This is a genomic window from Streptomyces sp. NPDC051740, from assembly GCF_044453165.1.
Lineage (GTDB): Bacteria > Actinomycetota > Actinomycetes > Streptomycetales > Streptomycetaceae > Streptomyces > Streptomyces atrovirens.
Genome location: NZ_JBITCL010000005.1, coordinates 86060 through 109364, shown reverse-complemented (window position 1 = coordinate 109364; position 23305 = coordinate 86060). Strand labels below are relative to the sequence as shown.

Sequence of the window (23305 nt, the reverse complement as noted above, 5' to 3'; positions counted from 1 at the left end):
CGGAATTTGCGATCACGCAGGGCCGATCGCACCGTGCTAGTGTCGGTATCAGTTGCAGGTGTGGTTGCCAGCGGGTTCATTTCCTACGGGTTGATCATCACGGCGACACGGAATTCGCACAGGGTGAATTCCCGATACCGCCTCCGAAGGAGAAAAGACATGGCTACCGGCACCGTGAAGTGGTTCAACGCGGAAAAGGGCTTCGGCTTCATCGAGCAGGACGGCGGCGGCCCCGACGTCTTCGCCCACTACTCGAACATCGTCGCCCAGGGCTTCCGCGAGCTGCAGGAAGGCCAGAAGGTGTCGTTCGACATCGCGCAGGGCCAGAAGGGCCCGACGGCCGAGAACATCGTTCCCGTCTGACACCGGCGCCGACGCGTACTTCGCGGCTGGGGCCCGCACCTCTGGGGTGCGGGCCCCGGCTCGCTGCGTTTCCGGGCGTGTGACGGGGCGGCTCCACCACTTCACCGGCCGGTGACGTATCCTCCGTCGGCCTCTCCGTCGGCCCGGCCCGGCCACCATCGACTTCGGCTCGTCTCGAGATTCTCTGCGCCGCCCATGTGCTGCGGGAATTCCTTGGTACGCGCCCCATCAAGGAAGGTTCCGCATGAAGCATGCCCGCACGTCCCGCACCCATGACCGTTCCGGAGGAGGCTCCGGCGCGCCCCGCTCCGGCGCCCCCCGCTCGGGTGCCCCTCGCTCCGGTGGTCCGCGCCGTTCCAAGGGTTCCGGAAACCGGCCGGCCGCACGGCCCGTACAGGGCGAGTTCGCGCCGCCGGAGACGATCACGCCCGCGCTGCCCGCCGTCGAGTCGTTCGCCGATCTCGACATGCCCGCGCGGCTGCTGGACACGCTCGGCCGCGAAGGCGTGACCGCGCCGTTCCCGATCCAGGCGGCGACGCTGCCGAACTCCCTGGCCGGCCGCGACGTACTCGGCCGGGGCCGTACGGGCTCGGGCAAGACCCTCGCCTTCGGCCTCGCCGTACTGGCCCGTACGGCGGGACGGCGGGCCGAGCCGCGGCGACCGCTCGCCCTCGTCCTCGTCCCCACCCGCGAGCTCGCCCAGCAGGTCACCGACGCGCTCACCCCGTACGCCCGCGCCGTGGGCCTGCGGCCGGTCAGCGTCGTCGGCGGGATGTCCATCGGCCGGCAGGCCGGTGCGCTGCGCACCGGGGCCGAGGTGGTCGTCGCGACGCCCGGACGGCTCAAGGACCTGATCGACCGGGGCGACTGCGTGCTGGACGACGTCGGCATCACGGTCCTCGACGAGGCCGACCAGATGACCGACATGGGCTTCATGCCCCAGGTCACCGCCCTGCTCGACCAGGTGCGCCCCGACGGGCAGCGGATGCTCTTCTCGGCCACCCTGGACCGCAACGTCGACCGCCTGGTCCGCCGCTACCTGACGGACCCGGTGGTCCACTCCGTCGACCCGTCGGCGGGCGCCGTCACCACGATGGAGCACCACATACTCCACGTGCACGACGAGGACAAGCACCGGACGACCACCGAGATCGCGGCGCGGGACGGACGGGTGATCATGTTCCTCGACACCAAGCACGCGGTGAACCGGCTGACCAAGCACCTCCTGAGCAGCGGTGTCCGCGCCGCGGCCCTGCACGGCGGCAAGACCCAGCCGCAGCGCACGCGGACCCTGGCCCAGTTCAAGAGCGGGGACGTGACGGTGCTGGTGGCGACCAACGTCGCCGCGCGCGGAATCCACGTCGACAACCTCGACCTGGTCGTCAACGTGGACCCGCCCAGTGACCACAAGGACTACCTGCACCGCGGCGGTCGTACGGCCCGCGCCGGGGAGTCCGGCAGCGTCGTCACCCTGGTGACGCCCGGTCAGCGCCGCGACATGAGCCGGCTGATGGCCTCGGCGGGCATCACCCCCCTGATCACCCAGGTACGTTCGGGCGAGGCCGAACTGAGCCGCATCACGGGCGCCCAGGAACCTTCCGGCGTCCCGGTCGTCATCGCCGCGCCGCCCGTGGAAAGCCCCCGCGCCACGTCCTCCCCCTCCCGCAGCCGCCGGGGCCGCCGGGGCCGCGCCGGCCAGGGCCGTCCCGCCGGCCAGGGCCGTCCCGCCGGTGAGGAGGGCCGCCGCAGGACACAGCGACGCCCCGGCTCCGGCCCGGCCGCCTAGAACCGCCCGGGACCGCGTCCCCCAGGACGCGGTCCCGCCCCTCCGAGCGGGCCCCTGGGAGAGTGAGGAGCCCGTCGTGTCAGGCGGGGATCCAGGCGGGCCACCGGGGCGGGACGTTGCTCGCCGGGCAGAGACCCGAGTCGCCGGGGTAGCCGTCCAGGGTCCCCCGCGTCGCGAGGAACCACCAGGCCGGCCAGACCGTCACGAGGACCACCAGCAGCGCCGGCAGGAGGACCCGGAGCGCCGCCGCCGGCACGCGCGGCGCCAGACGCCGGCCGGCCGCCCACGCCGCGAGCCCGAAGACCGCTTCGGCTCCCACGACCAGGGGGGAGCAGGAAGTCGAGTTCGGACCGTCCGCCGGCGTCGAAGCCCGCGTCGCAGTACGCGCGCGCCCAGACGGCCAGTGACCAGGCGGCACCGCCCACGGCGGCTCCGAAGAGCGCGGAGACCGCCCCGGGCAGGCAGGAGCGGGTACGCGGCGCGTCCAGTGCTGTGTCCACGCCCTGACACAACACCAGACGCTCCCTCACGTACAGCCACGTACGGCCCCGCCGTGCTCAGGCCGCCGGCCTGAGCGGGGTGGCCGGGGCGGCCGGGGCGTGGACCAGGGCGCGGCGGCGGCTCGGAACGCCGAGGGTCGGGTTGGCCACGCCCCAGGCGGCGCCCTTGCAGACCAGCTCCTTGTAGAGGGCGGCGAGGCGTCCGGTCAGGGCCACGTCGACGGAGCGGTCGTCGGCGGTGACGTACTGGATCAGGCCCTCCTTGCGGCCCAGCGAGATGCACTGGTTGAAGTAGCGCAGCGCTGTGTTCGGGAGCTTGCCGCCGGTCAGGCGGGCCGCGATGGCGTCGGCGGCCTGCCAGGCGGTGGGGACGCCCGAGGCGCACGACATCCGCAGCGGCTTGTCACCGGGCCCCTGTACCAGCGCCGCGTCGCCGATGGCGTACACCTCCGGGTGCGAGAGGGAGCGCATGGTGGAGTCGACCACGATCCGGCCGGTGCCGGTGGTCTCCAGGGTGGTGGCCCTGGCGAGCGGGTGGACGGCGAAGCCGGTGGTCCACAGGGTGACCGCGGCCGGGAGGGAGCGGCCGTCGGCGGTGGTGACGTGGTCGGCCCCGACGGCGGTGACGGAGGTCTGTTCGTGCACCGTGATGCCGAGCCCGTCGACGACCTTGCGCAGGTGCCGGCGGCCCTTGGCGGAGAGCCAGTCGCCGAGGTCGCCGCGGGCGGCGAGGGAGACGTCGAGGTCCGGGCGGGACTCGGCGATCTCGGTCGCGGCCTCCAGACCGGTGAGTCCGCCGCCGACCACGACCACGGGCCGCCCCGCTTCCAGGCCGGCCAGGCGCTCGCGCAGCCGGAGGGCGCCGGGGCGACTGGCGATCTCGTGGGCGTGTTCGGCGACACCGGGGACGCCGTGGGTGTCCCAGCCGCTGCCGAGGGCGTAGACGAGGGTGTCGTACGTCAGCCGTTCGCTCCTCCCGGTGCCGTCGGTGACGGTGACCGTCCTGCGGTCGGCGTCCACGCCCGTCACCTTCGCGAGCACCGGTTCCACGCCGGTGCCCGCGAACATCTCGCCGAAGGGGCGGGGCCTGAGCTCCTGGCCCACCGCGAGCTGGTGCATGCGGACGCGTTCGACGAAGTCGGGCTCGGCGTTGACGAGGGTGATGGCGACGTCCTCGCGGCGCAGCCGCTTGGCGAGGCGTCCGGCGGCGACGGCTCCGGCGTATCCGGCTCCGAGGACGATGATGCGGTGCTGCATTTCCCTGCTCCTGTCGTCGGCTCTTCGGCGGGTCGCCCCTTGAACCGGGCGGCCCGCCGTTTCCTGACAGGAGCGGGGTGTGGCGTGGGTCACATGGTGCTCAGAAGGCGACGAGCAGGGGTTCTCCGTGGTCGGCGGCAGCCCAGAGCCGGGTCGCGCGTTCCAGCTTGTCGGGGTTCACCTGGCTGCGGATCGCGGTGATGCCCTCGGGGGTGACCGCGAAGCACATGATGCCGACGATCCGGCCGTCGAGGACCGCCACCAGGGCGGGGTCGCCGTTGGCGGTCGTGGCGTGGACGCCGGGCGAGCCGCCCACGATGTCGCGCTTGGCCTTGCCCGGCTTGAACAGGCCCCGCATGAACGTCGCGACCGCGAGCGCGCCCTCGAACGCCTTGGCGCGGGCCGGGACCTTCCCGCCGCCGTCGCCGACCGCGACGGCGTCCTGGGTGAGCAGCCGGACGAGCGGCTCGGTCCGGCCGCTGGTGGCGGCGGCGAGGAACTCGTCGACGACCCGCCGGGCGGCGGCCTCGTCGATCTCGGTACGGGCCTTGCCGTCCGCGACGTGCTTCCTGGCCCGGTGGAAGATCTGCTGGCTGGCGGCCTCGGTGAGGTCGAGGATCTCGGCGATCTCCCGGTGCGGGTAGTCGAAGGCCTCCCGCAGCACGTACACCGCCCGCTCGTTGGGGGAGAGACGTTCCAGCAGGACGAGGACGGCGTACGACACCGACTCGCGCTGTTCGGCGGTGTCGGCGGGGCCGAGCATCCGGTCGCCGGCGAGCAGCGGTTCGGGGAGCCACTCGCCCACGTAGGTCTCGCGCCGGGCGCGGGCCGAGGTGAGCTGGTTGAGGCACAGGTTGGTGAGCACCTTGGTCAGCCAGGCCTCGGGGACCTCGATGCGGCCGGTGTCGGCGGCCTGCCAGCGCAGGAACGTCTCCTGCACGGCGTCCTCGGCCTCGCTCGCGGAGCCGAGGAGGCGGTAGCCGATGGCCTCCAGACGGGGCCTGGAGGCCTCGAACCGGTCCACGTCCTGCACGGTCAGGGCCATGCTCCGGATCCTAGCCCGGCCGGGGGCCCGGGGGCGCGGGCGGCGGCTCCGGACGTCTGCCGGGACTCCGGCGGAGAGCGCCCGGCGTTCCTGCCGGGGACGAACGCGTCCCGGGGCTGCTCCGACGCGCACCTGAGAGCGGATGTTTCTGCTACCTCTCTTGCCGGGCAGGGGAAGCCGCGTCGCCTTCAGAGCGATGCGGCGTTCCGGAAAGGGGAGTGGCGGCGAGTTCGGTCATGGGGTGGGCATGGTGGCGGGGTGGATCGCTCGTTCGGATGAGTGTGATCGGATGCGAAGAGAAAGGCGGGGGGCGGGATTACGTTTGGCGGCATGTCACGTTTCCGGATGTACCCGACGGGCGAGCAGGAGCAGCGGATGCTGCTGCACTGCGCGCACGCGCGGTACGTGTGGAATCTGGCCGTCGAGCAGCACGCGCACTGGCGGCCGGGTCGCAGGTCCGCTCCCGGGTTCGTGGAGCAGTGCCGCCAGCTGACCGAGGCGCGGCGGGAGAACGCGTGGCTGGCCGCGGGAAACGCGGACGTCCAGCAGCAGGCGTTGAAGGACTTCGCCAGGGCCAAGAACGCCCGGTTCGCCTCCGGGTTCGGTGAGCCGACCTGGCGGAAGAGGCATGTGCGCGAGGGCTTCCGCCTCATCGGTACCGACCGGGTTCTGGAGTTCCATCCGGACGGTTCGCCGAAGCTGAACACCAAAGGCAGGCAGGTGATGGGCCGCTCCGTCGTGGTGCGGAGGCTGAACCGGCGGTGGGCGCGGGTGAAGGTGCCCGGCTGCGGCTGGGTCCGCTTCCGCCTCACCCGTGCCGGGCTGCCGCAGGCGAAGACGTTCCGGGGCACCTTCCGCAACGGCCGGTGGCACATCGCCTTCGCCGTTATCCCCGGCCCCAGCGACGCGCCCGGCACGGGGGAGGTCGTCGGGATCGACCGGGGCGTGAAGGTCACCGCTGCCCTGTCCGACGGCCGGAAGCTGAACTGCCCCCAGCTCACGGTCAGGGAACGGGCGCAGGTCCGCAAGCACCAGCGCCGTGCGGCCCGCGCCCCCAAGGGCGGCGACCGCAAGCGGGCCGAGTACGCGAAGGTGGCCGGGCTGAAGGCGCGGGAGGCGGACCGGCGCAAGGACTGGTGTGAGAAGACCAGCACCATGCTCGCCCGCACCTGCCGCCTGATCCGGTTCGAGAAACTGAACATCACGACCATGACCCGTTCGGCGAAGGGAACCGTCGAGCAGCCCGGTACGCGGGTGCGGCAGAAGGCGGGGCTGAACCGGGGCATCCTGGCCCAGGGCTGGGGCCTGCTGCGCCGCCGTACCGGTGAGAAGGCCCCCGGGCGGGTGGAGGACGTCCCCGCCCCGTACACGTCGTTGCGGTGCAGTGCCTGCGGCTGGATCGAGAAGGACTCGCGCAAGAGCCAAGCCGAGTTCGTCTGTGTGTCCTGCGGGTTCACCTGCAATGCGGATGAGAACGCGGCAGTGAACGTCGCGGCAGGACAGGGCGGGATCCCCCGCCCCCGGCGTGCAGCCGGTGCCGGAGGGGTGACAGCGGCCACCAGCCGCTCGAGCGCCCGTGAACCTCAACCCACCCGGGTTGGAATCCCCCTCTTTTGAGAGGAGGAGGATGTCAATTCTACTTCCAGGTCCTGGACCACCACCGCAACCTGCGGGGCTACTTCCAGTGGGACCCCTTCATCACCATCGAGCGGCCCTGACGGCCCCCGGGTGAACACCGGTCCCTCCGTGACGTGGTGGTCGCGGAGGGACCGCGGGCTCAGCGCACCGGGAAGCCGAAGGCGTAACCCTGCTCCTTGAGCCAGGGCAGGACGCGGCGCAGGGCGTCGACGGTCTGGGCGCGGTCGCCGCCCGCGTCGTGGAAGAGGACGGTCGGCCCGTTGGAGATCTCCCGCTGGACGGTGGCGACGATGGCGTCGGCGCCCGGCTGCTCGAAGTCCTTGGTGTCCACGTTCCAGCCCAGCGGGCGCATGCCCTTGGAGGCGGCCAGTTCGCGGCTGTAGGGGGTGAAGGCCCCGCCGGGGGCGCGGTAGTACATCGACCGTACGCCCCCGGACGCCTTGATGATCATGCGCTCGGCGTCGAGGATCTCCTTCGACTGGTAGGCCTCGGACTTCCTGTCCATGGCGGTGTCGTGCGACACCGTGTGGTTGCACAGCCGGTGCCCGGCCGCGACGACCTCCTTCACGAGGTCCGGATGGGCCTGGGCCTGGACACCCGTCACGCAGAACGTGGCCTTCACCCCGTACTCCCGCAGGATGTCGAGGACTTGGGGGGTCCACGCGGGGTCGGGGCCGTCGTCGATGGTGATGTTGACGCCGCGCGCCCCCGCGTCCGAGGCGTGCGCGATGCTCACGTCGACCGGCTTGGCGTCACCGCCCGGCGTGGCGGACGCGGTCGCCTTCGGCGACGAACCGCCCACGGGGTCGGCCTGCGCGGTCCACACCGAGGCGCCGACGGCGAGCACCGTCACTCCGAGCGCCGCCCCGACCAGCTTGCCGTACCAGCTCCGCCCGCCGCCGTGCCGTGCCATGTCCGTCCCGCCCTCGCGTAGTTGTCCGTCGGGCTCCGCTCACCCTGGACCCACCTGACATGACGGAGTCCGGTGCCCTCGGGATGCGTCCGTTACCGATCACGGACAATGCCGGGGGAGTTCGCGGACAACTCGACGGGCGGCGGCCGGGCATGACGCGGTACGGCGGTGGGGTCCGCGTCGGCCCGTAGTGCGTACGCACCAGGACCCGGGGCGGCTGGTCCGGGCGCACCAGGGGAGGACGGCGGCGGAGGACGATGCCCGCCGGGGGCACCGGAGGGAAGTGTGGGAGGCGCGCGGATCCCGCGCGTTCCCCTCCCTCAGTGGTGTCTGGAGTGATCGGCAAGTGGCGACGTATCTGTACCGGATCGGACGGTGGGCCTTCCGGCGGCGCCGGCTCGTGGGCGGTGTGTGGCTGGGCGTCCTGCTGCTGGCCGTGGTCGCCGCGGCCGTGGCGCCGGCCGGGGAGGAGGAGGAGCTCTCCATGCCCGGCACCGAGTCGCAGAAGGCGTTCGACCTGCTGGACGAGCGCTTCCCGCAGGGCAACGCCCAGGGCGCCGAGGCCCGCCTGGTGTTCCGGGCCCCCGACGGGCAGCGGGTGACGGCCACGGAGAACAGGGCGGCCGTCGAGGACACGCTCGGTTCGCTGGACGGAGGCGGCCAGGTCGCGTCGGCCACCGATCCCTACGAGACCGGCGCCGTCAGCGAGGACGGCACCATCGCCTACTCCACGATCACCTACACCGTGGGCGCTCTCGACCTGACCGAGGCCACGAAGGGCGCCCTGGAGGACGCCGCGGACCGGGGCCGGGACACGGGGCTGACCGTGGAGATCGGCGGCTCGGCCCTGGAGGCGGAGGAGGAACCGGGCGGTACGACGGAGATCGTCGGCGTGCTGGTGGCGGCGGTGGTGCTGGTCCTCACCCTCGGGTCGCTGGCCGCGGCCGGACTGTCGCTGCTGACCGCCCTCCTGGGCGTGGTCATCGCCTTCGGCCTGGTCACCGCGCTGGCCGTGCCGCTGGGCCTGACGTCCACCGTCGCCATCCTGGCGCTGATGCTGGGGCTGGCGGTCGGCATCGACTACGCGCTCTTCATCACCTCCCGCTTCCACGACGAGCGCGCCCGGGGCAGTGCGCCGGAGGAGGCCGCCGGCCGGGCGGTGGGCACGGCCGGGTCCGCCGTCGTCTTCGCCGGCGCGACCGTCCTCATCGCCCTGACCGGGCTGGGAGTCGTCGGCATCCCCGAACTCACCAGGATGGGCCTGGGCGGTGCGGGCGCCGTGGCCCTCGCCGTACTCGTCGCGCTGACCCTCACCCCCGCGCTGTTCGGCTTCTTCGGCCGGCGGGTACTGCCCCGCGCCCTCCGCAAGGCCGGCCGTACGGCCGGCGCCCGCCCGCACGCGGTGCCCGCCACGGCCGGCGCCCGCCCGCACGCGGTGCCCGCCACGGCCGGCCGGCCCGGGCTCGCCACCCGCTGGGCGCGGTTCGTGCTGCGCCGGCCGATCGCCGTGCTGGTGACCGCCGTACTCGGTCTCGGCGCCGTCGCCGCACCGGTGCTGAGCCTCGAACTCGGGCTGCCCGGCGACGAGTCCAAGTCGGTGCAGACCACCCAGCGGCGCGCCTACGACCTGCTGTCGGAGGGCTTCGGCCCCGGCTTCAACGGCCCGCTGACCGTGGTCGTGGACACCGCGGAGTCCGTGGACCCCCGCGCCGCCACGGACCTGGTCGTCAAGACCGTACGGGATGTGGACGGGATCGCGTCGGTCGGCGACCCGGTGCTCAGCAAGGCCGGGGACACGGCCCTCCTCACCGTCGTACCCGAGACCGCGCCGAACAGCGGCGAGACCAAGGACCTGGTGTACGCGCTGCGGGACGCGGTTCCGGAGGCCGGGGCCGACACGGGCGCCGGCGTCTTCGTGACCGGCAGGACCGCGCTGAACATCGACATCTCCGAGGCCATGGCCGACGCCCTCCTCCCCTACCTGACCATCGTCATCGGCCTGGCGGTGCTCCTGCTGCTGGTGGTCTTCCGCTCGGTCCTGGTCCCGGTCAAGGCCGCGCTCGGCTTCCTGCTGTCGGTGGGTGCCGCCTTCGGCGTCCTCGTCGCGGTCTTCCAGTGGGGCTGGGCGGCGGACCTGCTCGGCATCGAGCAGACCGGACCGGTCATGTCGCTGATGCCGATCCTCGTCATCGGCATCGTCTTCGGCCTCGCCATGGACTACGAGGTCTTCCTCCTCACCCGGATGCGGGAGGCCTACGTCCACGGCGCGTCCCCCGGCGAGGCGATCGTCAACGGATTCCGGCACAGCGGACGCGTGGTGGCCGCGGCGGCGATCATCATGATCAGCGTGTTCGCCGGATTCGTCGGGATGAGCAGCCCGACCATCCAGACGATGGGCCTCGGCCTGGCCTCCGCCGTCGCCTTCGACGCCTTCGTGGTCCGGATGGCGATCACCCCCGCGGTCCTGGCGCTGCTCGGCCACCGGGCCTGGTGGCTGCCCCGTATCCTGAACCGTGTGCTGCCGGACGTGGACATCGAGGGCGAGGCCCTGAGCAGGCGGGACCCGGCCTCCGCGACCCGGCCGGACGCGGCGGTGCCGCCGCTCCCCGCCGGCCGCCGGCCATGACACACACCAGTGACGGCCTCCCGCGACCACGTGCCACGTGGCCGCGGGAGGCCGCGATCGCGGCGACGGCGTTCGCGCTCTGTCTGCTCGGCGGCGTGGTGCAGGTCGACGACACGCTGGCTCCGCCGTCCGCCGCCGCCTACGTCGTCGCCGTGGCGTCCTGCGCCGTGCTGCCGGTGCGGCACCGGGCGCCCCTGGCCGCGTTGGCGGCCACGACCGCGGTCGGTGTGCTGGTGCCGCCCCTGGGTCTCCTGCTGACCCCGCTCATCGTGGCCCCCGCCGTGATCACCGCCTACTCCTACGTGCTCGCCGCGCGCACCGAACGCCGCGCGGCGGGCGCGGTGCTGCTCGCTTCCGCGGTGCTGGCCGCCTCCGCCCCTCTGTCCGGGGGCTTCTCGTGGAAGGACGCGAGCAGGATGGGAGTGATGGCGGCGGTCCCGCTGGTGGCCGGCGTGCTCGGTCACTCGGTGCGGAACCGGCGGGCCTATCTGGAGGCCGTGGAGGAGCGGGCCCGGCGGGCCGAGGAGAGCCGGGACCACGAGGCGCGCAGGCGGGTGGCCGAGGAACGGGTGCGCATCGCACGGGAGTTGCACGATCTGGTGGCCCATCAGATCACCCTGGCCAACGCGCAGGCCACGGTCGCCGCCCACCTCTTCGACACCCGCCCGGAGCAGACCCGCAAGAGCCTGGGGGAGCTCGTCGAGACCACCGGTCACGCGCTCGACGAGCTGCGGGCCACGGTCGGTCTGCTGCGTCAGTCGGGGGACGCGGCCGAGCCCGCCGAACCGGCGCCCGGACTGGCCCGCCTCCCCGCGCTCCTGGAGTCCTTCCGCCGCGCGGGCCTGGAGGTGTCGGTGCGGCAGGAGGGCACGGCCAGGCCGCTGCCGCCGGGAGTGGACCTCACCGCCTACCGCATCGTCCAGGAGGCCCTGACCAACGTGACCAAGCACGCCGGTACCGGCAGCGCCCGGGTGCGCCTCGCCTGGCACCGCGACCGCGTGACCGTCACCGTCGCCGACGACGGCGGGGACGCCCGTACGGGACCGGGTGCGGCCACGACGGCCGACCGTCCGCCCGGGTACGGTCTGATCGGGATGCGTGAACGTGCCACCGCGGTCGGGGGACGGCTCTCCGCGGGCAGGCGCCCGGAGGGCGGCTTCCTCGTCTCCGCCCGACTGCCCCTCCCGCCCGTCAGGGACACGGCGCGGGGGACCGACGGAGCGACGACCACCGAGGAGGACCCGATGGCCGACGGACGGACGGGCGACGGAGCGGCCGGGGACGCGCCATGACGCTCCGGGTGCTGCTCGCCGACGACCAGGCCCTGCTGCGCGGGGCCTTCCGGATGCTGCTCGACAGCGCCGACGACATCACCGTGGTCGGCGAGGCCGGTGACGGCAGGGAGGCGGTGCGGCTCACCCGGCAGCTGCGCCCGGACGTGGTGGTCATGGACATCCGGATGCCCGGGGTGGACGGTCTCACCGCCACGGCGGAGATCTGCGCGGACCCGGAACTGCGTGCCAGCCGCGTCCTGATCCTCACCACGTACGAGACCGACGAGTACGTCGCCCAGGCGCTGCGCGCGGGGGCCGGCGGTTTCATCGGCAAGGGCATCGGGGCCGAGGACCTGGCGGACGCCGTACGGACGATCGCCGACGGCGACACCCTGCTGTCCCCCGCCGCGACCCGCTCCCTGGTCGCCCGTTTCCTGGCCACACCGGACGACGTCCCGGCGCACCGCGCCGAACGGCTCGCCGTGCTCACCCCGCGCGAACGCGAGATGGTGGCCCTGGTCGCGACCGGCCTGTCCAACCAGGAGATCGCCGAGCGGATGCACCTCAGCCCCTTCACCGTCCGCGCCCACGTGCAGCGCGCCATGACGAAGCTGGAGGCCCGCGACCGGGCCCAGCTCGTCGTCATCGCCTACCGGACGGGCCTGGCCCACGCCGGCCCCGACCGGTCGCCGTAGTCCTCCGGCAGGGTGAGGGCCGAGTGGGCGGGCCGCACCGGCGCGGAGGGCATGGTGACGAGGCCGCGCAGCATGGCGTTGCGCCGCTCCAGGGACCCCGCCGTGGTGGGGAAGAGCGTGGCCGCGCCGTTGTCGACCAGGGCCTGGTTCAGGTCCACGAATCCGCGGAGGCCGCGTTCGTGGGCGGCGAAGGCCGCGGTGTGGTCCCGGTGCGCGGCCAGGGCGTGGGCGAGCATGTAGGCGCCGGCCAGCGCGAGGCTCGTCCCCTGTCCGGTGAGGAACGAGGGCGCGTACGCGGCGTCGCCGACGAGTGCGACACGGCCGTGGGACCAGTGGGGCATACGGATCTGACCGGCCGTGTCGAAGAACGGGTCGTCCGCGTCGCGCAGGGCGGCGACCACGCCGGGTACCTCCCACCCCGCGTCCGCGAAGGTCTCGGCGACCAGCTCCCGCTGGGCGTCGGGGTCCCGGAGGACGTCCGACGGCGGCTGCGGCCGGTGGAAGTTCAGGAAGGCGTGCAGCTCGTCGCCGCCGCCCCCGACGGCGTAGAGGGCCGCGGCCTTCCCCGGGGTGTTCCACATCACGATCTCGCGGGAGAGCCCGAGGGTGTTCGGCATGGTGAAGAGGGCGAAGCAGTAGCCGAGGTAGCGGTGGAACCGCTCCTCGGGGCCGAACAGGAGCCCCCGGGTGTGCGAGTGCGTGCCGTCGGCGCCGACCACCAGGTCGAACGTACGCCGCCGCCCACCGCGGAACGTGACGTCGACCCCTCCCGCGGACTGGTCGAGGGTGTCGACGGAGTCGTCGAAGAGGAACTCCACGTCGTCGCGGACCAGCGCGTGGAGGCTCGCGGTCAGCTCCCCGCGGCGCACCTCCAGGTCCTGCCCCTCGACGCTGCCGGCGACGGCGTGCGCCTTGACCGAGGCCACCTCACCGCCGTCGGCGTCCAGGAACGTGGCGCGACGCGAGTCGATGTGCGCGTCCCGCAGCCGCGGCAGTATCCCCATCCGCCGGACCACCTCGACCGCGGTCCCGCGGACGTCGATCGGGTAACCGCCGTCGCGCGGTGCGCCCGCCTTCTCCACCACGGTGACCGCGAACCCGTACCGGTGCAGCCAGTACGCCAGGGCGGTCCCGGAGACACCGGCCCCGGAGATCAGAACCGTGCGCTTCGCGGTCATGCCTGGACCTCTTTCTTCGTGATGCGGACGACGAGCAGGGACAGTGCGGCGACGAGGCCGGCGACGGCGAAACCCGTGGCGAAGGCCGATTCGGCCGCCAGGCCCGTCACCGGGTCGGTCCCGGCGTCGAGGATCGCGGCGCCGGCCTGGGCGCCGAGGGCGACGCCGATCACGCGGGTCACCACGAGCAGGCTGGTGGCGATGCCGGTGTCCTCGGCCTCGACGGCGGTGGCGGTGCCGGCGAGCAACGCCGTGGTGCCGACGCCCGCGGCGAACGCGGTCAGCACCTTCGCGAGGACGAGCTGCCACGCGGCGGTGTGCACCGACGCCAGAGTGATCAACGTGGCCGCCGTGACGACGGTGCCCACGACGACCACGGCACGCGGACCGAAACGCCGCGCCGCGAGACCGCCGACCGAGTCGCTCACCGCCCCCGCGACGGCGCCGGGCAGCAGGAACAGTCCGATGTCGGTGGTGCCGGCCCCGAAGCCGTACCCGTCGGCCGGGACCGCGAACAGCTGCGGGAGCAGGAAGACCACCATCCCGAAGCTGGCGGTGATGACGAAGGTGAGCACGAACGCGTCCCGCATCGCGGGCTTCGCCAGCATGCGCAGGTCGACCATCGGCGCGGCCGACCGGCGCTCCACGACGACCCACCCGGTCGCGAGGGCGGCCACGGCCACCACGAGGGCACCGACCGCGAGGGGCGGCAGACCGGAGCCCGTCACCGTCACGAGCCCGACCATGAACGCGAGCAGCGTGCCGCTCAGCAGAACCACGCCGGGCCAGTCGATCCTGTCGTCCGGCCGGATCGGCGGATCGTGAGGCATCAGCCGGATCACGGCCAGCGTCGCCGCGCCGACCGCGATCGTCGGCAGCGCGAACATCCAGTGCCAGGACAGCCCTTCCGCGATCGGCCCGGCGACCGCCGTCCCCACCATGCCGCCGCCCGTGAACAGCGCGACGACCACCCCGATCGCCACCTGCGACTCCCCTGCCGGGAGGTGTTTGCGCACCAGGATGAAGGAGAGGGGCAGCGCACCCACCATGACGCCCTGCAACACCTGACCGAGCAGCAGCACCGGCAGGTTCGGCGCCAGTCCGGCCAGCAGACCACCGGCCGAGACCAGGGCCGCCAGACAGACCAGCACCCGCTTCCCGCCGTGACGGTCACCGAGTTTGCCCGCGACGGGCGCGGTGACCGCGCCGGTGACGAGTAACGCGTTGGCGACCAGGGCCCCTTCGCCGGGACTGATCCCCAACTCGCTCTGCAGCAGCGGGAGCGCGGGCTCCACCACCGACTGCAGGGTGCCGAGGGCGAGCGCCAGGACGCCGAGGGCACCGATCGACAGCCTCCGGACACGGACCGGGGAAACCACAGTTTGGGACATGGACGTCCTTCATGTCGTCGGACGAGGGTGAACGCGCGGGATGCGCGCGCCTCCCACACTCCCCTCCGGCGCCCCGCCGGGCATCGTTCCCCGACGCCGTCTCTCCCTGGTGCACCCGGACCAGCCACCCACGTGCCCTGGTGCCCGCGCACCACGGGAGTCGTCTTGTCGGACCGGGAGGTGACCGACCGTCAGAGTCCGTGCTCCGTTGTCGGACCCGTACGTCATGATCTCTTCGTGGGGTGTTCGAGCGCGGTACGGGGACACGGGGAGACGGGATGACGGCGAGCGAGCCGCTGACGGCGCGGGCCGGGACGGCGGCCCTTGACGACCACGGCGTGGCGGCCGCGCTGGGCGGTCTCGTGGACGGCTCGGGGTACTGGAGCGGCAAGGGGGCGCTGGCCGGTATCGAGCGGACGGGGCGCTACCTGGCCGGGAGGGGGGAACAGGGGGAGGGGCCGGGCAGGGCGGGGGAGGGATCCTGGTCGCGGTTCATCGGGCGGATCGGTGCCGTGGCGCTGCGCGCCGCCGTGGAGCCCACCCGCGACGAGCGGCGCCGGCGCCTGCTCGCGCTGCTGGAGATCTGGGCGGACAGCCCCTTCGCCGATTCCCGCGCCCGGATGCGCACGGGGCTCGTGCGGGTGGCCGAGGGCGGCCCCGAGGCCGTCCGGGACGAGCGGGGGGCGGCTGTCGCGGTCGGCTGGTCCGCCGGAGGGCTGCGGAAGTTCGTCGACCTGCGGGCGGGGGAGGCGGATCCGCCGGGCCTGGGGACGATCGAGGAGGTGACCGACGTCCCGCGCGGGGGATGGGGCGGTGCGGGGCAGGTGCGCCGGCTGGTGGACCTCGTCCGGGAGCGCGGGCCGGTGCCGTGGGACCTCGACGCGGTGGCCGTGCTGCGGGACGCTACGGGGATGGGCCGGGCGGCGGCGTCCTTCGCCCTGGCGGGGATGCTCGCCGGGGGATACCTGCCGCACCTCGACGACCGGGAGCGGGGGATCCACCGGCTCAAGGTGGCCGAGGTCGAGGACGGCGTCCGCGAGCCCGGCCGGACGAGCCCGCTCGACCGCCTCGAACTGCTGGCGGACGTACTGCCCGAGGACCCCGCCGGGCTGTGGGAGCCGCAGGGCATGCGCGCGGTGGCGGAACGGATCGCGCACGCCTGGCGGGAGCGGTACGGCAGGCGGACCGTGGTCCCGGAACGCACCTTCGACAGGTTCATCGAGGTGGATCGGGCCCGGCTGTCGGCGGGCCGCTTCTGCGCGGTGTTCACCGACCACGCCTCGATACGCGGTCTCGGCTCGAACCTCGACACCTGGATCCGGAACAGCGACTTCCGCCCCTTTCCGACCGCCGCCGAGGACTGGGACCTCATCGACTTCGAGGACACGCTGCACGTCGTCGTGCCGAACCTCTTCCGGGTCTACGCGGAGCTTCCCGCCGGTGACCCGGTCCGCGCCGGGGCACCCGGCCTCGTACGGGCGCTGCGGGAGCGGCTGAACCACCCGGGCCTGCTGCTGGACGCCGGGAACCTCAGCCACGTGGTGGGAGACGGGGTCGCCGATGTGCGCGACAGGTTCGGCTCGCGTCCCTACGCGGGCCCGGAGCCACTGGACGTCGCGAGCGCCGACGACGGACTGACCGTGGTCGTGGACGGCGTCGTCGACCGCAGAGGCGTGCGGTCCCGGCCCAAGCTGTACTTCCGCCCGGCGTTCTACGGCGACGACGAGCGCTCCCGGACGCTGCGGGAGGCATGGTCGGACTCCCCCTACGACCTCGACCTCGGGCTGGTCGAGTGGCTGCGCGGACCGGTCTGCGCGCGTATCGTCGAGCGGCTCGGGGACTCCTCGCTGCCCCCGGGGACGTACGAGACGAACCCGGCGCTCTCCGCGCCCGACGTACTGGGCCGGGTCGCCGGCGGACTCGGCATCGACGAGGACGCGGCGGCGCTCTACCTGCAACTGCTGACCCTGTACGCGCCGGGCGACCGCGACATCCGTACGTGGAACGGCTGGAAGCCCGCCCGGCACCAGAAGGCCGCCGCCGTGCTGGCCGAGCACGGCCTGGCCGTCGAGGACAGACGCGCGCGTGCGGGCCGCGGGCTCTTCCTGCCGGGCGAGTGGATCCACGCCAGGAAGCCCTACCAGCCCATGGAGGCGTGGAAGGCGGAACTGCTCGGCGTGAAACGCTCCTACAACGGCCGGCTGGAGAACCCGCTCCCCCTCCCCACTCGTACCCTGCCGGAGTTGTTCGCCCGGGCGTGGGAACTGGTCGAGGAGGGACGGGGGCCTTCGGCGTAAGGCGTCGCGCCCCGGCCCTCGCGCCCCGGCCCTCGCGCCCCGGCCCTCGCGGCCCGGCCCTCGCGGCCCGGCGATCTCGACCCCCGGCCGGGGACCCGGGCGACGAGGAGACCGTACGGATCGCCCGCCGGCCGGGGTCCGCCAGGTCCCGCCGCGTACGGATGTGATCGTGCACGGGCCCTGCCCGGCCCCCGGCCCCCTCACCGGGGGCCGGGCGGGCGCCCGACGGCCGGGAACCACGGGTGCCGTGTCTGTTCCGTCCGGCGGTCCGGGCGGTAGCTTGGTGGACAGGGCCCCTGAAGGAGGGCGGACGCGATGCCGTGGTTCGTATGGCTGCTCGCCGCCGCGGCACTGGGTGTCGCCGAGTTCTTCACCCTGACACTCGTCCTCGGGCTGCTGGCGGGCGCCGCGTTGGTCGCCGCCGTGGTCGCCGGTGCGGGAATCGGCCTTCTCGGCCAGCTCCTGGCCCTGGTGGCGGCAGCGGCGGCGGGCCTCCTCCTCGTCCGCCCCGTCGCGCTGCGCCACATGGCACAGCAACCCCTCATGCACGAGGGCAGTGACGCGCTGATCGGCAAGCGGGCCGAGGTCGTGCAGGAGGTCACCGCGACCCGCGGCCTGGTCAAACTGTCCGGCGAGGAGTGGTCCGCCCGCGCCTACGACGAAAGCCTCGTGATCCCGGTGGGCGCGCTGGTGGACGTCATGGAGATCGAAGGCGCCACGGCCCTCGTCTACCCCCGCGAACTCCTTCCGTGAACGGCTGAACACACAGCAACGGAGGCACTGTGGATCCAGTTGTCGTCCTCACCCTCGTGGCGGTCGTCGTCGTCGTCTTCCTCATGGCCTCCGCCGTGCGGATCGTCCCGCAGGCGCGCCGCTACAACATCGAGCGGTTCGGCCGGTACCGCCGGACGCTGCAGCCCGGCCTGAACCTGGTCCTGCCGGTGGCGGACCGCGTCAACACCAGACTCGACGTGCGCGAGCAGGTCTACTCGTCCGACCCAAGGCCGGTGATCACCGAGGACAACCTCGTGGTGAACATCGACACCGTGCTGTACTACCAGATCACCGACCCGCGGTCGGCGGCCTACGAGGTCGCCGACTACCTGCAGGCGATCGACCAGCTCACCGTGACCACGCTGCGGAACGTCATCGGCAGCATGGACCTGGAGGAGACCCTCACCTCGCGTGAGGAGATCAACTCCCGGCTCCGCGCCGTCCTCGACGACGCCACCGGCAAGTGGGGCATCCGGGTCAACCGCGTCGAGATCAAGGCCATCGACCCACCGGCCACCATCAAGGAGGCGATGGAGAAGCAGATGCGGGCCGAGCGTGACAAGCGCGCGGCCATCCTGCACGCCGAAGGGGAGCGGCAGGCCAAGATCCTCACCGCGGAGGGCACGAAGCAGAAGGACATCCTGGAGGCGCAGGGCACGCAACAAGCCATGATCCTGCGGGCGGACGGCGAGGCGAAGGCGGTGGAGCTCGTCTTCCAGGCCGTCCATCGCAACAACGCCGATCCGAAGGTCCTGGCCTACAAGTACCTCGAGACGCTCCCGCACCTGGCGAGCAGCGACAACAACACGTTCTGGGTGATCCCGGGGGAGCTGACCGAGGCGGTCCGGACCGTCACCCGGGCGTTCGGTGACCAGCCGGCGGAGGGTCCTCCCCGAACCGCGCGACCGGAGGAGGCAGCCACCGCCGACGCCACCCCGGCCGAAGGCCGGCCTCCGGAGCTCGACGCCGCCGCGGCCGCCCACGAGGCCGAGAGGCAGGCCGCCGCCGCGGTGAGCGACGCCAAGGCGGAGGCCGTCGAGGCCGCGAAGTCACCCCGGACGCCGCACCGGGGGCAGACGCCCGGCGGCTGAACCCACCGGACCCGCCGTGCGGCGTCCGGGGCCCACGGCCGGACCGCGCACGTCGCTCACGGCGCCGCTCGCCGCCGCTGCCCGGCGGGGAACCCGGGGGGCGCCACGCGGCTGCGGTGACGTCACGCGGATCACAAGGGCTCCCGCAACATCGCCCATCGGGCCGATGCCGCGTGGCAGCGGGGCGCGGTCAATCGCCCCGGAACGGCCTGGCCGGTCCGGACGCGGGGGACCACAGCGGGACTTCATGTCCCACTCTGCCCGCAAGCCTGCCCCTTCAGGGCCAGGCAGTTGACAGTGGTGCCGGCAGTTCATGGCCCCGGGTTCGGTACATGACCGAGCTGTGACGGCCGTCCGCCGTGACGGCCGGCCTCGGGACCGGCGCCGGTCATACGGGCGGCCCGGTGACGAAGTCACCGTTCTCGTCGTAGGGCCAGGCGTTGGCGACGCAGCCGTGCAGGCCCTTGATCTGCTGCATCATCACGGGGGCCAGTCGCCCGGCGCCCCCGCAGGTCACGTGCCCGTGACCGAGGAAGTGCCCCATCTCGTGGTTGATGATCAGCGCCCGGTAGTCGTGGATCGGCCCGTCGAAGGTGGGCGAGCCCTTGACCCAGCGCTTGAGGTTCACCACCACCCCTCCGGGGACCTCGCAGTTGTACTCGCCTCCGGTGTCCTGCTGGATGCCCGCCCAGCACAGGGCGTCCGCCGTCGCCGGTGTCGCGATCCTTATCGTGATGTCGTGCGGCGATCCCGCGCCCACCAGCTGGAACGCGTTGTCCGGGTCGTGGGTCCAGCCCCGCGGGGCGGCGAGTATGTCGGCGATCTCGTTCGCCGCCTGGGACGGCGAGATGTCGAGGCCGGTCTCGACCTCCACGACGTAGCGCACCGGGCGGGAACCGCTGCCCACCGTCTCCCCACCGGCCTGCGCGGTGACGAACGTCCCGCTGCCCGTCGGAGGGACGTCGATCTCGGTCCGGCTCGCGGAGGGAGAGGGAGAGGGAGAGGGGGAGGAGGAAGGGGAGGCGGAGGGGGACGGCGTGGGAGTGGGGGTGACGTGCGTGCTCCGCGGGTGCGGCGCACCGCTCGACGCGTCGCTCCGCCCGCTTCCCAGGAGGTACGCCGCCGAACCCAGCAGGCCGGCGGCCACCAGCAGGCCGATCAGCAGGCTCCGGCCCCGGCGGCGCGGCCGTCCCCGGCGACGGGAGGACCGGCGCCGGCGACCGGCGCGGTGACCGGCCGCGGTGCTGCCGGTGGGGGGTGCGGACTGCCGCTGTCGTGCCGAATGCATGACAGATCAATCTGGTGATCCCAGATGATCGCGATGAGCCGGCACTGTCACGGAAGGATAACGACGCCCGCGTTCCCCGGCCCGTGTGATCGTTGTGTAACGGCGGTCGGAGAGGGGCCTTCCTCGGGACGGTCATCCCGTCCGGTCTGCCTACACTGCCGCAATGCCACGGGTCCTGATCGTCGAAGACGACCTAGATGTCCGCAGGGCCGTCCAACTGGGTCTGCGGCATCAGGGGCATGAGGTCCTCGCCGTGGAAACGGGGGAGGAAGGGCTGGAACAGCTCCTCCCCTTCCGGCCGGACGTCGTCGTGCTCGATCTCATGCTGCCCGGCATGTCCGGCCTGGATGTGTGCCGCCGGATCAGGGACCGCGACCAGGTGCCGATCATCATGGTGACGGCCCGGGGAGACGACGTCGACGTGGTCGTGGGACTGGAGACCGGTGCGGACGACTACGTGGTGAAGCCCGTGCAGGCCAGGGTGCTCGACGCGCGGATACGGGCCGTACTGCGCAGACAGGACGCGTCGCTGCCGGACGGTACCCGTCCCCGGGCGGAGACGCACGGCGAGCTGGTCGTCGACCGTGCCGGGCTCGTGGTGACGCACCGCGGCGAACCCGTCACCCTCGCCCCCTCCGAACTGCGGCTGCTGCTGACCCTGTCGGCCTCGCCCGGCCAGGTGTTCAGCCGTCAGCAGCTGCTGGAAGCGGTCTGGGAACACAGCTACCACGGCGACATACGGCTCGTGGACGCCTGTGTGAAGCGACTGCGCAACAAGCTCGGAGAGGGCAGGAATCCCCGTTACGTGCAGACCGTACGCGGATTCGGCTACCGCTTCGGCACCTCATGAGCGACCGGACGTCCGCGCGGACGCGGAGGACCGTACGGACACGGAGGACCGCCGGGGAGCGGAGAACCGCACCCGAGGTCCCCACGGCTGAAGAGCCCCCCGCGGCCGTACCGGGTGCCGGTCCCCGGCGGTTCCTCCGGGCGGCCCTGGCGCGCGTCCCGCTCCCCCTTCGTGGCCTGCGCCCCCGCCTGCTGACGTCCTTCGTCCTGGTGGCCGTGGCCAGCTCCCTGGGCACCGGGGCCCTCGCCTTCCGCGAGGCGCGCACGGGGGTGCTCCAGCAGAGCCAGGACTCCGTCATCAACCGGTTCCGTACGAGCGTCGACGCCGTCGCGCCCTCCATCCCCTTCGCCCCGAACCCGGCGGACCTCCAGTCCGCGGTGGACCAGGTGCTGTACGCGAACCGTTCGTCGGGCTGGAAGGTCATGGCCACGTACGACGGCCACCGCGCCTACGCGCCGAGCGCCGGTTTCACCGAGCCGAGCCCCGAAATGCTCCGGTCCGTCCGGGACCGACGTGTCGCGGTGTTCCAGCGGATGAACGTCGACGGGCGTCCTCGTCTCGTCGTCGGCATGCCCGTCACGTACACCTCGGGCGAGGGCGGCGAGGCCACGGAGCCCAGGCTCTCCGGGCTCGTGATGTACCTGGAGGTCCCGCAGACCACCGAGGAGGGGTACGTCGAGGCCATGGTCAGCGGCATCGAGCGGGCCACCCTGGTGGCCCTGTGCCTCGCCGTCGTCCTGGCGCTGCTCGCCGCGAGCGGCGTACTGCGACCCGTACGGGCGCTGCGCCGGGCGACGCGCCGGATGGCCGCGGGGCACCTCGACGTACGGCTGGACGTCACCGGTTCCGACGAACTGGCCGATCTCTCCCAGTCCTTCAACGAGACGGCGGCCGAACTGGAGCGGACCGTAAGGGAGCTGCGTCGCCTGGAGGCCCGGGGGCGCCGCTTCGTGGCGGACGTCTCCCACGAGCTGCGCACGCCGCTGGCGGCGATGTCGGCGGTCACCGACGTGCTGGACCTGGAGGGGGAAGGGGAGACCGGTGAGGCGCTGCGGCTCATCAGCGAGGGAACGAACCGGCTGAGCGGACTGGTGAACGACCTGATGGAGATCTCCCGTTTCGACGCGGGGGCGGCCGAACTCAACCGGGACGAGATCGACCTGGCCGAGTCCGTACGGCGCACCGTCGCCTCCCGGTGGCGGCAGGAGCAGGTGGAGACCCGGCTGCCCGGACCGGGTGAGCTCCGCGCGCGCGTTGATCCGCGCAGACTCGACGTGGTGACGGCCAATCTGATCGGCAACGCGCTGCGGCACGGAGAGCCGCCCGTGCGGCTGACCATGGGGGTACGGGTGGACGGGGCGGGCATGGCGTGGGCCGTCATCGAGGTGACCGACAACGGACCGGGGATCGCCGAGGAGGCCATGCCGCACATCTTCGAGCGGTTCTACAAGGCGAGCACCTCACGGGCCAGGAGCGAGAGCAGCGGGCTGGGTCTGGCCATCACGGCGGAGAACGTGCGCCTGCACGGGGGGCGCATCCGGGCGGCGAACCTGCCCCGGGGCGGCGCGGTGTTCACGGTCGAACTCCCGCTGCACCGCGACGACACCGGCACCGAGGCCGACGGGGGCACCCGGTGAGGGGCTCACGGACGGCAGCGCTGCTGTCCGGGCTCACGGCCGCGGTCGCGCTCACGGCGTGCGGAGTCCCCCCGTCCGGTGTCATCGAGGCCGGTGCGCCGGCGAGCGGCATGGTCTCCCCCAGTCCGACACCACCCCCGACGCCCGCCACCATCTCCCTCTTCTTCCTGCGCGACGGGGAGTTGATGCCCCGTCCCCACCGGATCGACGACGCCGGGGACCTCGAGGCCGTCGTACGCCTGCTGTTCGAGGCGTCGGCCGCGAACGAGGCCCCGGCGGCCACCACGGAGCTGCCCCGCCTGACGGACGCGCCACGGGTGGCGATCGCCGACGACGGCATCCTCTCCGTCCGGCTCCCCGGTGAGACGGCTCCGCTGAGCCGTCGGGCCATGCTCCAGCTGACGTGCACGGTGAACCACGCGGCTTCGCCGGCCCTCACCGCCGTCCCCCGCGCCGACGCGGAAGCCGACGGCGACACCGCGCGCCGCTCCGCCGCGCCCAGCAGCCTCCGTGTGTCCGGGGACGGATGGGCGATGACGCAGTCGGACCACGCGTGCCCCGCCGTGTCCCCTCCGCAGGAGCAGCCGGAAGCACCGACCCCGTGGGAGCCCTCCGGCTGACCACCGGACGGCCCCCCGCCCAGGACGGCCCCCCGCCCAGGACGGCCCCCCGCCCAGGACGGCCCCCCGCCCAGGACGGCCC

Annotated in this window: 20 protein-coding genes; 13 read left to right on the top strand and 7 right to left on the bottom strand. The window is 73.1% G+C overall.

The genetic code is table 11. The features are described from left to right. The first annotated feature begins 159 nt into the window (after positions 1 to 159). Both ACIA6T_RS10450 and ACIA6T_RS10445 read left to right on the top strand, forming a co-directional pair. The gene (locus ACIA6T_RS10450) at positions 160 to 363 is read left to right on the top strand and encodes a cold-shock protein (RefSeq protein ID WP_399446149.1); all 204 of its coding nucleotides are present in this window, start codon (positions 160 to 162) and stop codon (positions 361 to 363) included. Between the two features lie 244 nt (positions 364 to 607). Beyond that, positions 608 to 2149 (top strand): DEAD/DEAH box helicase, encoded by a 1542-nt coding sequence (locus ACIA6T_RS10445; protein ID WP_399446148.1) that lies wholly within the window; start codon positions 608 to 610, stop codon positions 2147 to 2149. 79 nt (positions 2150 to 2228) lie between these two features. Here the strand turns inward: ACIA6T_RS10445 and ACIA6T_RS10440 are convergent, their stop codons facing one another. The 3 genes from ACIA6T_RS10440 to ACIA6T_RS10430 all read right to left on the bottom strand — a co-directional run bounded on the left by ACIA6T_RS10440 (position 2229) and on the right by ACIA6T_RS10430 (position 4951). Next, positions 2229 to 2468: a hypothetical protein gene (locus ACIA6T_RS10440; RefSeq protein ID WP_399446147.1), complete on the bottom strand. Its 240-nt coding sequence runs from the start codon at positions 2466 to 2468 to the stop codon at positions 2229 to 2231. Between the two features lie 238 nt (positions 2469 to 2706). After that, the gene (locus ACIA6T_RS10435; RefSeq protein WP_399446146.1) at positions 2707 to 3906 is read right to left on the bottom strand and encodes an NAD(P)/FAD-dependent oxidoreductase; all 1200 of its coding nucleotides are present in this window, start codon (positions 3904 to 3906) and stop codon (positions 2707 to 2709) included. Between the two features lie 100 nt (positions 3907 to 4006). Then, positions 4007 to 4951, bottom strand: coding sequence for an RNA polymerase sigma-70 factor (locus ACIA6T_RS10430; RefSeq protein ID WP_399446145.1), 945 nt, complete (start codon positions 4949 to 4951; stop codon positions 4007 to 4009). A 330-nt stretch (positions 4952 to 5281) separates the two neighbouring features. On the opposite strand from ACIA6T_RS10430, the gene ACIA6T_RS10425 reads away from it, so the two are divergent. Continuing rightward, entirely contained in the window at positions 5282 to 6568 is a 1287-nt protein-coding gene (locus tag ACIA6T_RS10425; RefSeq protein ID WP_399446144.1) for an RNA-guided endonuclease InsQ/TnpB family protein, read from the top strand. Beyond that, the gene (locus tag ACIA6T_RS10420) at positions 6565 to 6669 is read left to right on the top strand and encodes an AidA/PixA family protein (RefSeq protein ID WP_399446143.1); all 105 of its coding nucleotides are present in this window, start codon (positions 6565 to 6567) and stop codon (positions 6667 to 6669) included. The genes ACIA6T_RS10425 and ACIA6T_RS10420 overlap by 4 nt, the downstream gene beginning before the upstream one ends. Positions 6670 to 6728: 59 nt before the next feature. Here ACIA6T_RS10420 and ACIA6T_RS10415 read toward each other — a convergent pair whose 3' ends face one another. Continuing rightward, positions 6729 to 7502, bottom strand: a complete 774-nt coding sequence (locus ACIA6T_RS10415) for a polysaccharide deacetylase family protein (protein ID WP_399446142.1) — start codon at positions 7500 to 7502, stop codon at positions 6729 to 6731. 346 nt (positions 7503 to 7848) lie between these two features. Between ACIA6T_RS10415 and ACIA6T_RS10410 the strand changes: the two genes are divergently transcribed. Genes ACIA6T_RS10410 through ACIA6T_RS10400 form a run of 3 tightly spaced genes read left to right on the top strand, consistent with a single transcriptional unit; the run spans position 7849 to position 12097 of the window. Next, the gene (locus ACIA6T_RS10410; RefSeq protein WP_399446141.1) at positions 7849 to 10128 is read left to right on the top strand and encodes an MMPL family transporter; all 2280 of its coding nucleotides are present in this window, start codon (positions 7849 to 7851) and stop codon (positions 10126 to 10128) included. Beyond that, positions 10125 to 11420, top strand: a complete 1296-nt coding sequence (locus tag ACIA6T_RS10405) for a sensor histidine kinase (protein ID WP_399446140.1) — start codon at positions 10125 to 10127, stop codon at positions 11418 to 11420. Before ACIA6T_RS10410 ends, ACIA6T_RS10405 begins: the two co-directional genes overlap by 4 nt. Further along, the gene (locus ACIA6T_RS10400) at positions 11417 to 12097 is read left to right on the top strand and encodes a response regulator (protein WP_399446139.1); all 681 of its coding nucleotides are present in this window, start codon (positions 11417 to 11419) and stop codon (positions 12095 to 12097) included. Before ACIA6T_RS10405 ends, ACIA6T_RS10400 begins: the two co-directional genes overlap by 4 nt. Here ACIA6T_RS10400 and ACIA6T_RS10395 read toward each other — a convergent pair. Then, positions 12052 to 13275: an FAD-dependent monooxygenase gene (locus ACIA6T_RS10395; RefSeq protein ID WP_399446138.1), complete on the bottom strand. Its 1224-nt coding sequence runs from the start codon at positions 13273 to 13275 to the stop codon at positions 12052 to 12054. The genes ACIA6T_RS10400 and ACIA6T_RS10395 overlap by 46 nt on opposite strands. Next, on the bottom strand, positions 13272 to 14666 hold the full coding sequence (locus ACIA6T_RS10390; protein ID WP_399446137.1) for an MFS transporter: 1395 nt from the start codon (positions 14664 to 14666) through the stop codon (positions 13272 to 13274). Before ACIA6T_RS10390 ends, ACIA6T_RS10395 begins: the two co-directional genes overlap by 4 nt. Before the next feature lie 278 nt (positions 14667 to 14944). Between ACIA6T_RS10390 and ACIA6T_RS10385 the strand changes: the two genes are divergently transcribed. The 3 genes from ACIA6T_RS10385 to ACIA6T_RS10375 all read left to right on the top strand — a co-directional run bounded on the left by ACIA6T_RS10385 (position 14945) and on the right by ACIA6T_RS10375 (position 18828). Next, complete coding sequence (locus tag ACIA6T_RS10385) at positions 14945 to 16963, top strand: hypothetical protein (protein ID WP_399446136.1); 2019 nt, start codon at positions 14945 to 14947, stop codon at positions 16961 to 16963. A gap of 315 nt (positions 16964 to 17278) precedes the next feature. After that, positions 17279 to 17716, top strand: a complete 438-nt coding sequence (locus ACIA6T_RS10380; protein WP_399446135.1) for an NfeD family protein — start codon at positions 17279 to 17281, stop codon at positions 17714 to 17716. Between the two features lie 29 nt (positions 17717 to 17745). Further along, on the top strand, positions 17746 to 18828 hold the full coding sequence (locus ACIA6T_RS10375) for an SPFH domain-containing protein (RefSeq protein ID WP_399446134.1): 1083 nt from the start codon (positions 17746 to 17748) through the stop codon (positions 18826 to 18828). 388 nt (positions 18829 to 19216) lie between these two features. On the opposite strand, the gene ACIA6T_RS10370 is transcribed toward ACIA6T_RS10375, so the two are convergent. Further along, entirely contained in the window at positions 19217 to 20116 is a 900-nt protein-coding gene (locus tag ACIA6T_RS10370; RefSeq protein WP_399446133.1) for a DUF3152 domain-containing protein, read from the bottom strand. Positions 20117 to 20279: 163 nt separating this feature from the next. On the opposite strand from ACIA6T_RS10370, the gene ACIA6T_RS10365 reads away from it, so the two are divergent. From ACIA6T_RS10365 to ACIA6T_RS10355, 3 genes are read left to right on the top strand one after another with little or no spacing between them, the layout of a single operon-like run. Next, the gene (locus ACIA6T_RS10365; protein WP_399446132.1) at positions 20280 to 20966 is read left to right on the top strand and encodes a response regulator; all 687 of its coding nucleotides are present in this window, start codon (positions 20280 to 20282) and stop codon (positions 20964 to 20966) included. Next, a complete protein-coding gene (locus ACIA6T_RS10360; protein WP_399446131.1) occupies positions 20963 to 22603 on the top strand; it encodes a sensor histidine kinase in 1641 nt (546 codons plus the stop codon). Before ACIA6T_RS10365 ends, ACIA6T_RS10360 begins: the two co-directional genes overlap by 4 nt. Then, the gene (locus tag ACIA6T_RS10355; RefSeq protein WP_399446130.1) at positions 22600 to 23223 is read left to right on the top strand and encodes a hypothetical protein; all 624 of its coding nucleotides are present in this window, start codon (positions 22600 to 22602) and stop codon (positions 23221 to 23223) included. The genes ACIA6T_RS10360 and ACIA6T_RS10355 overlap by 4 nt, the downstream gene beginning before the upstream one ends. Positions 23224 to 23305 lie beyond the last annotated feature (82 nt).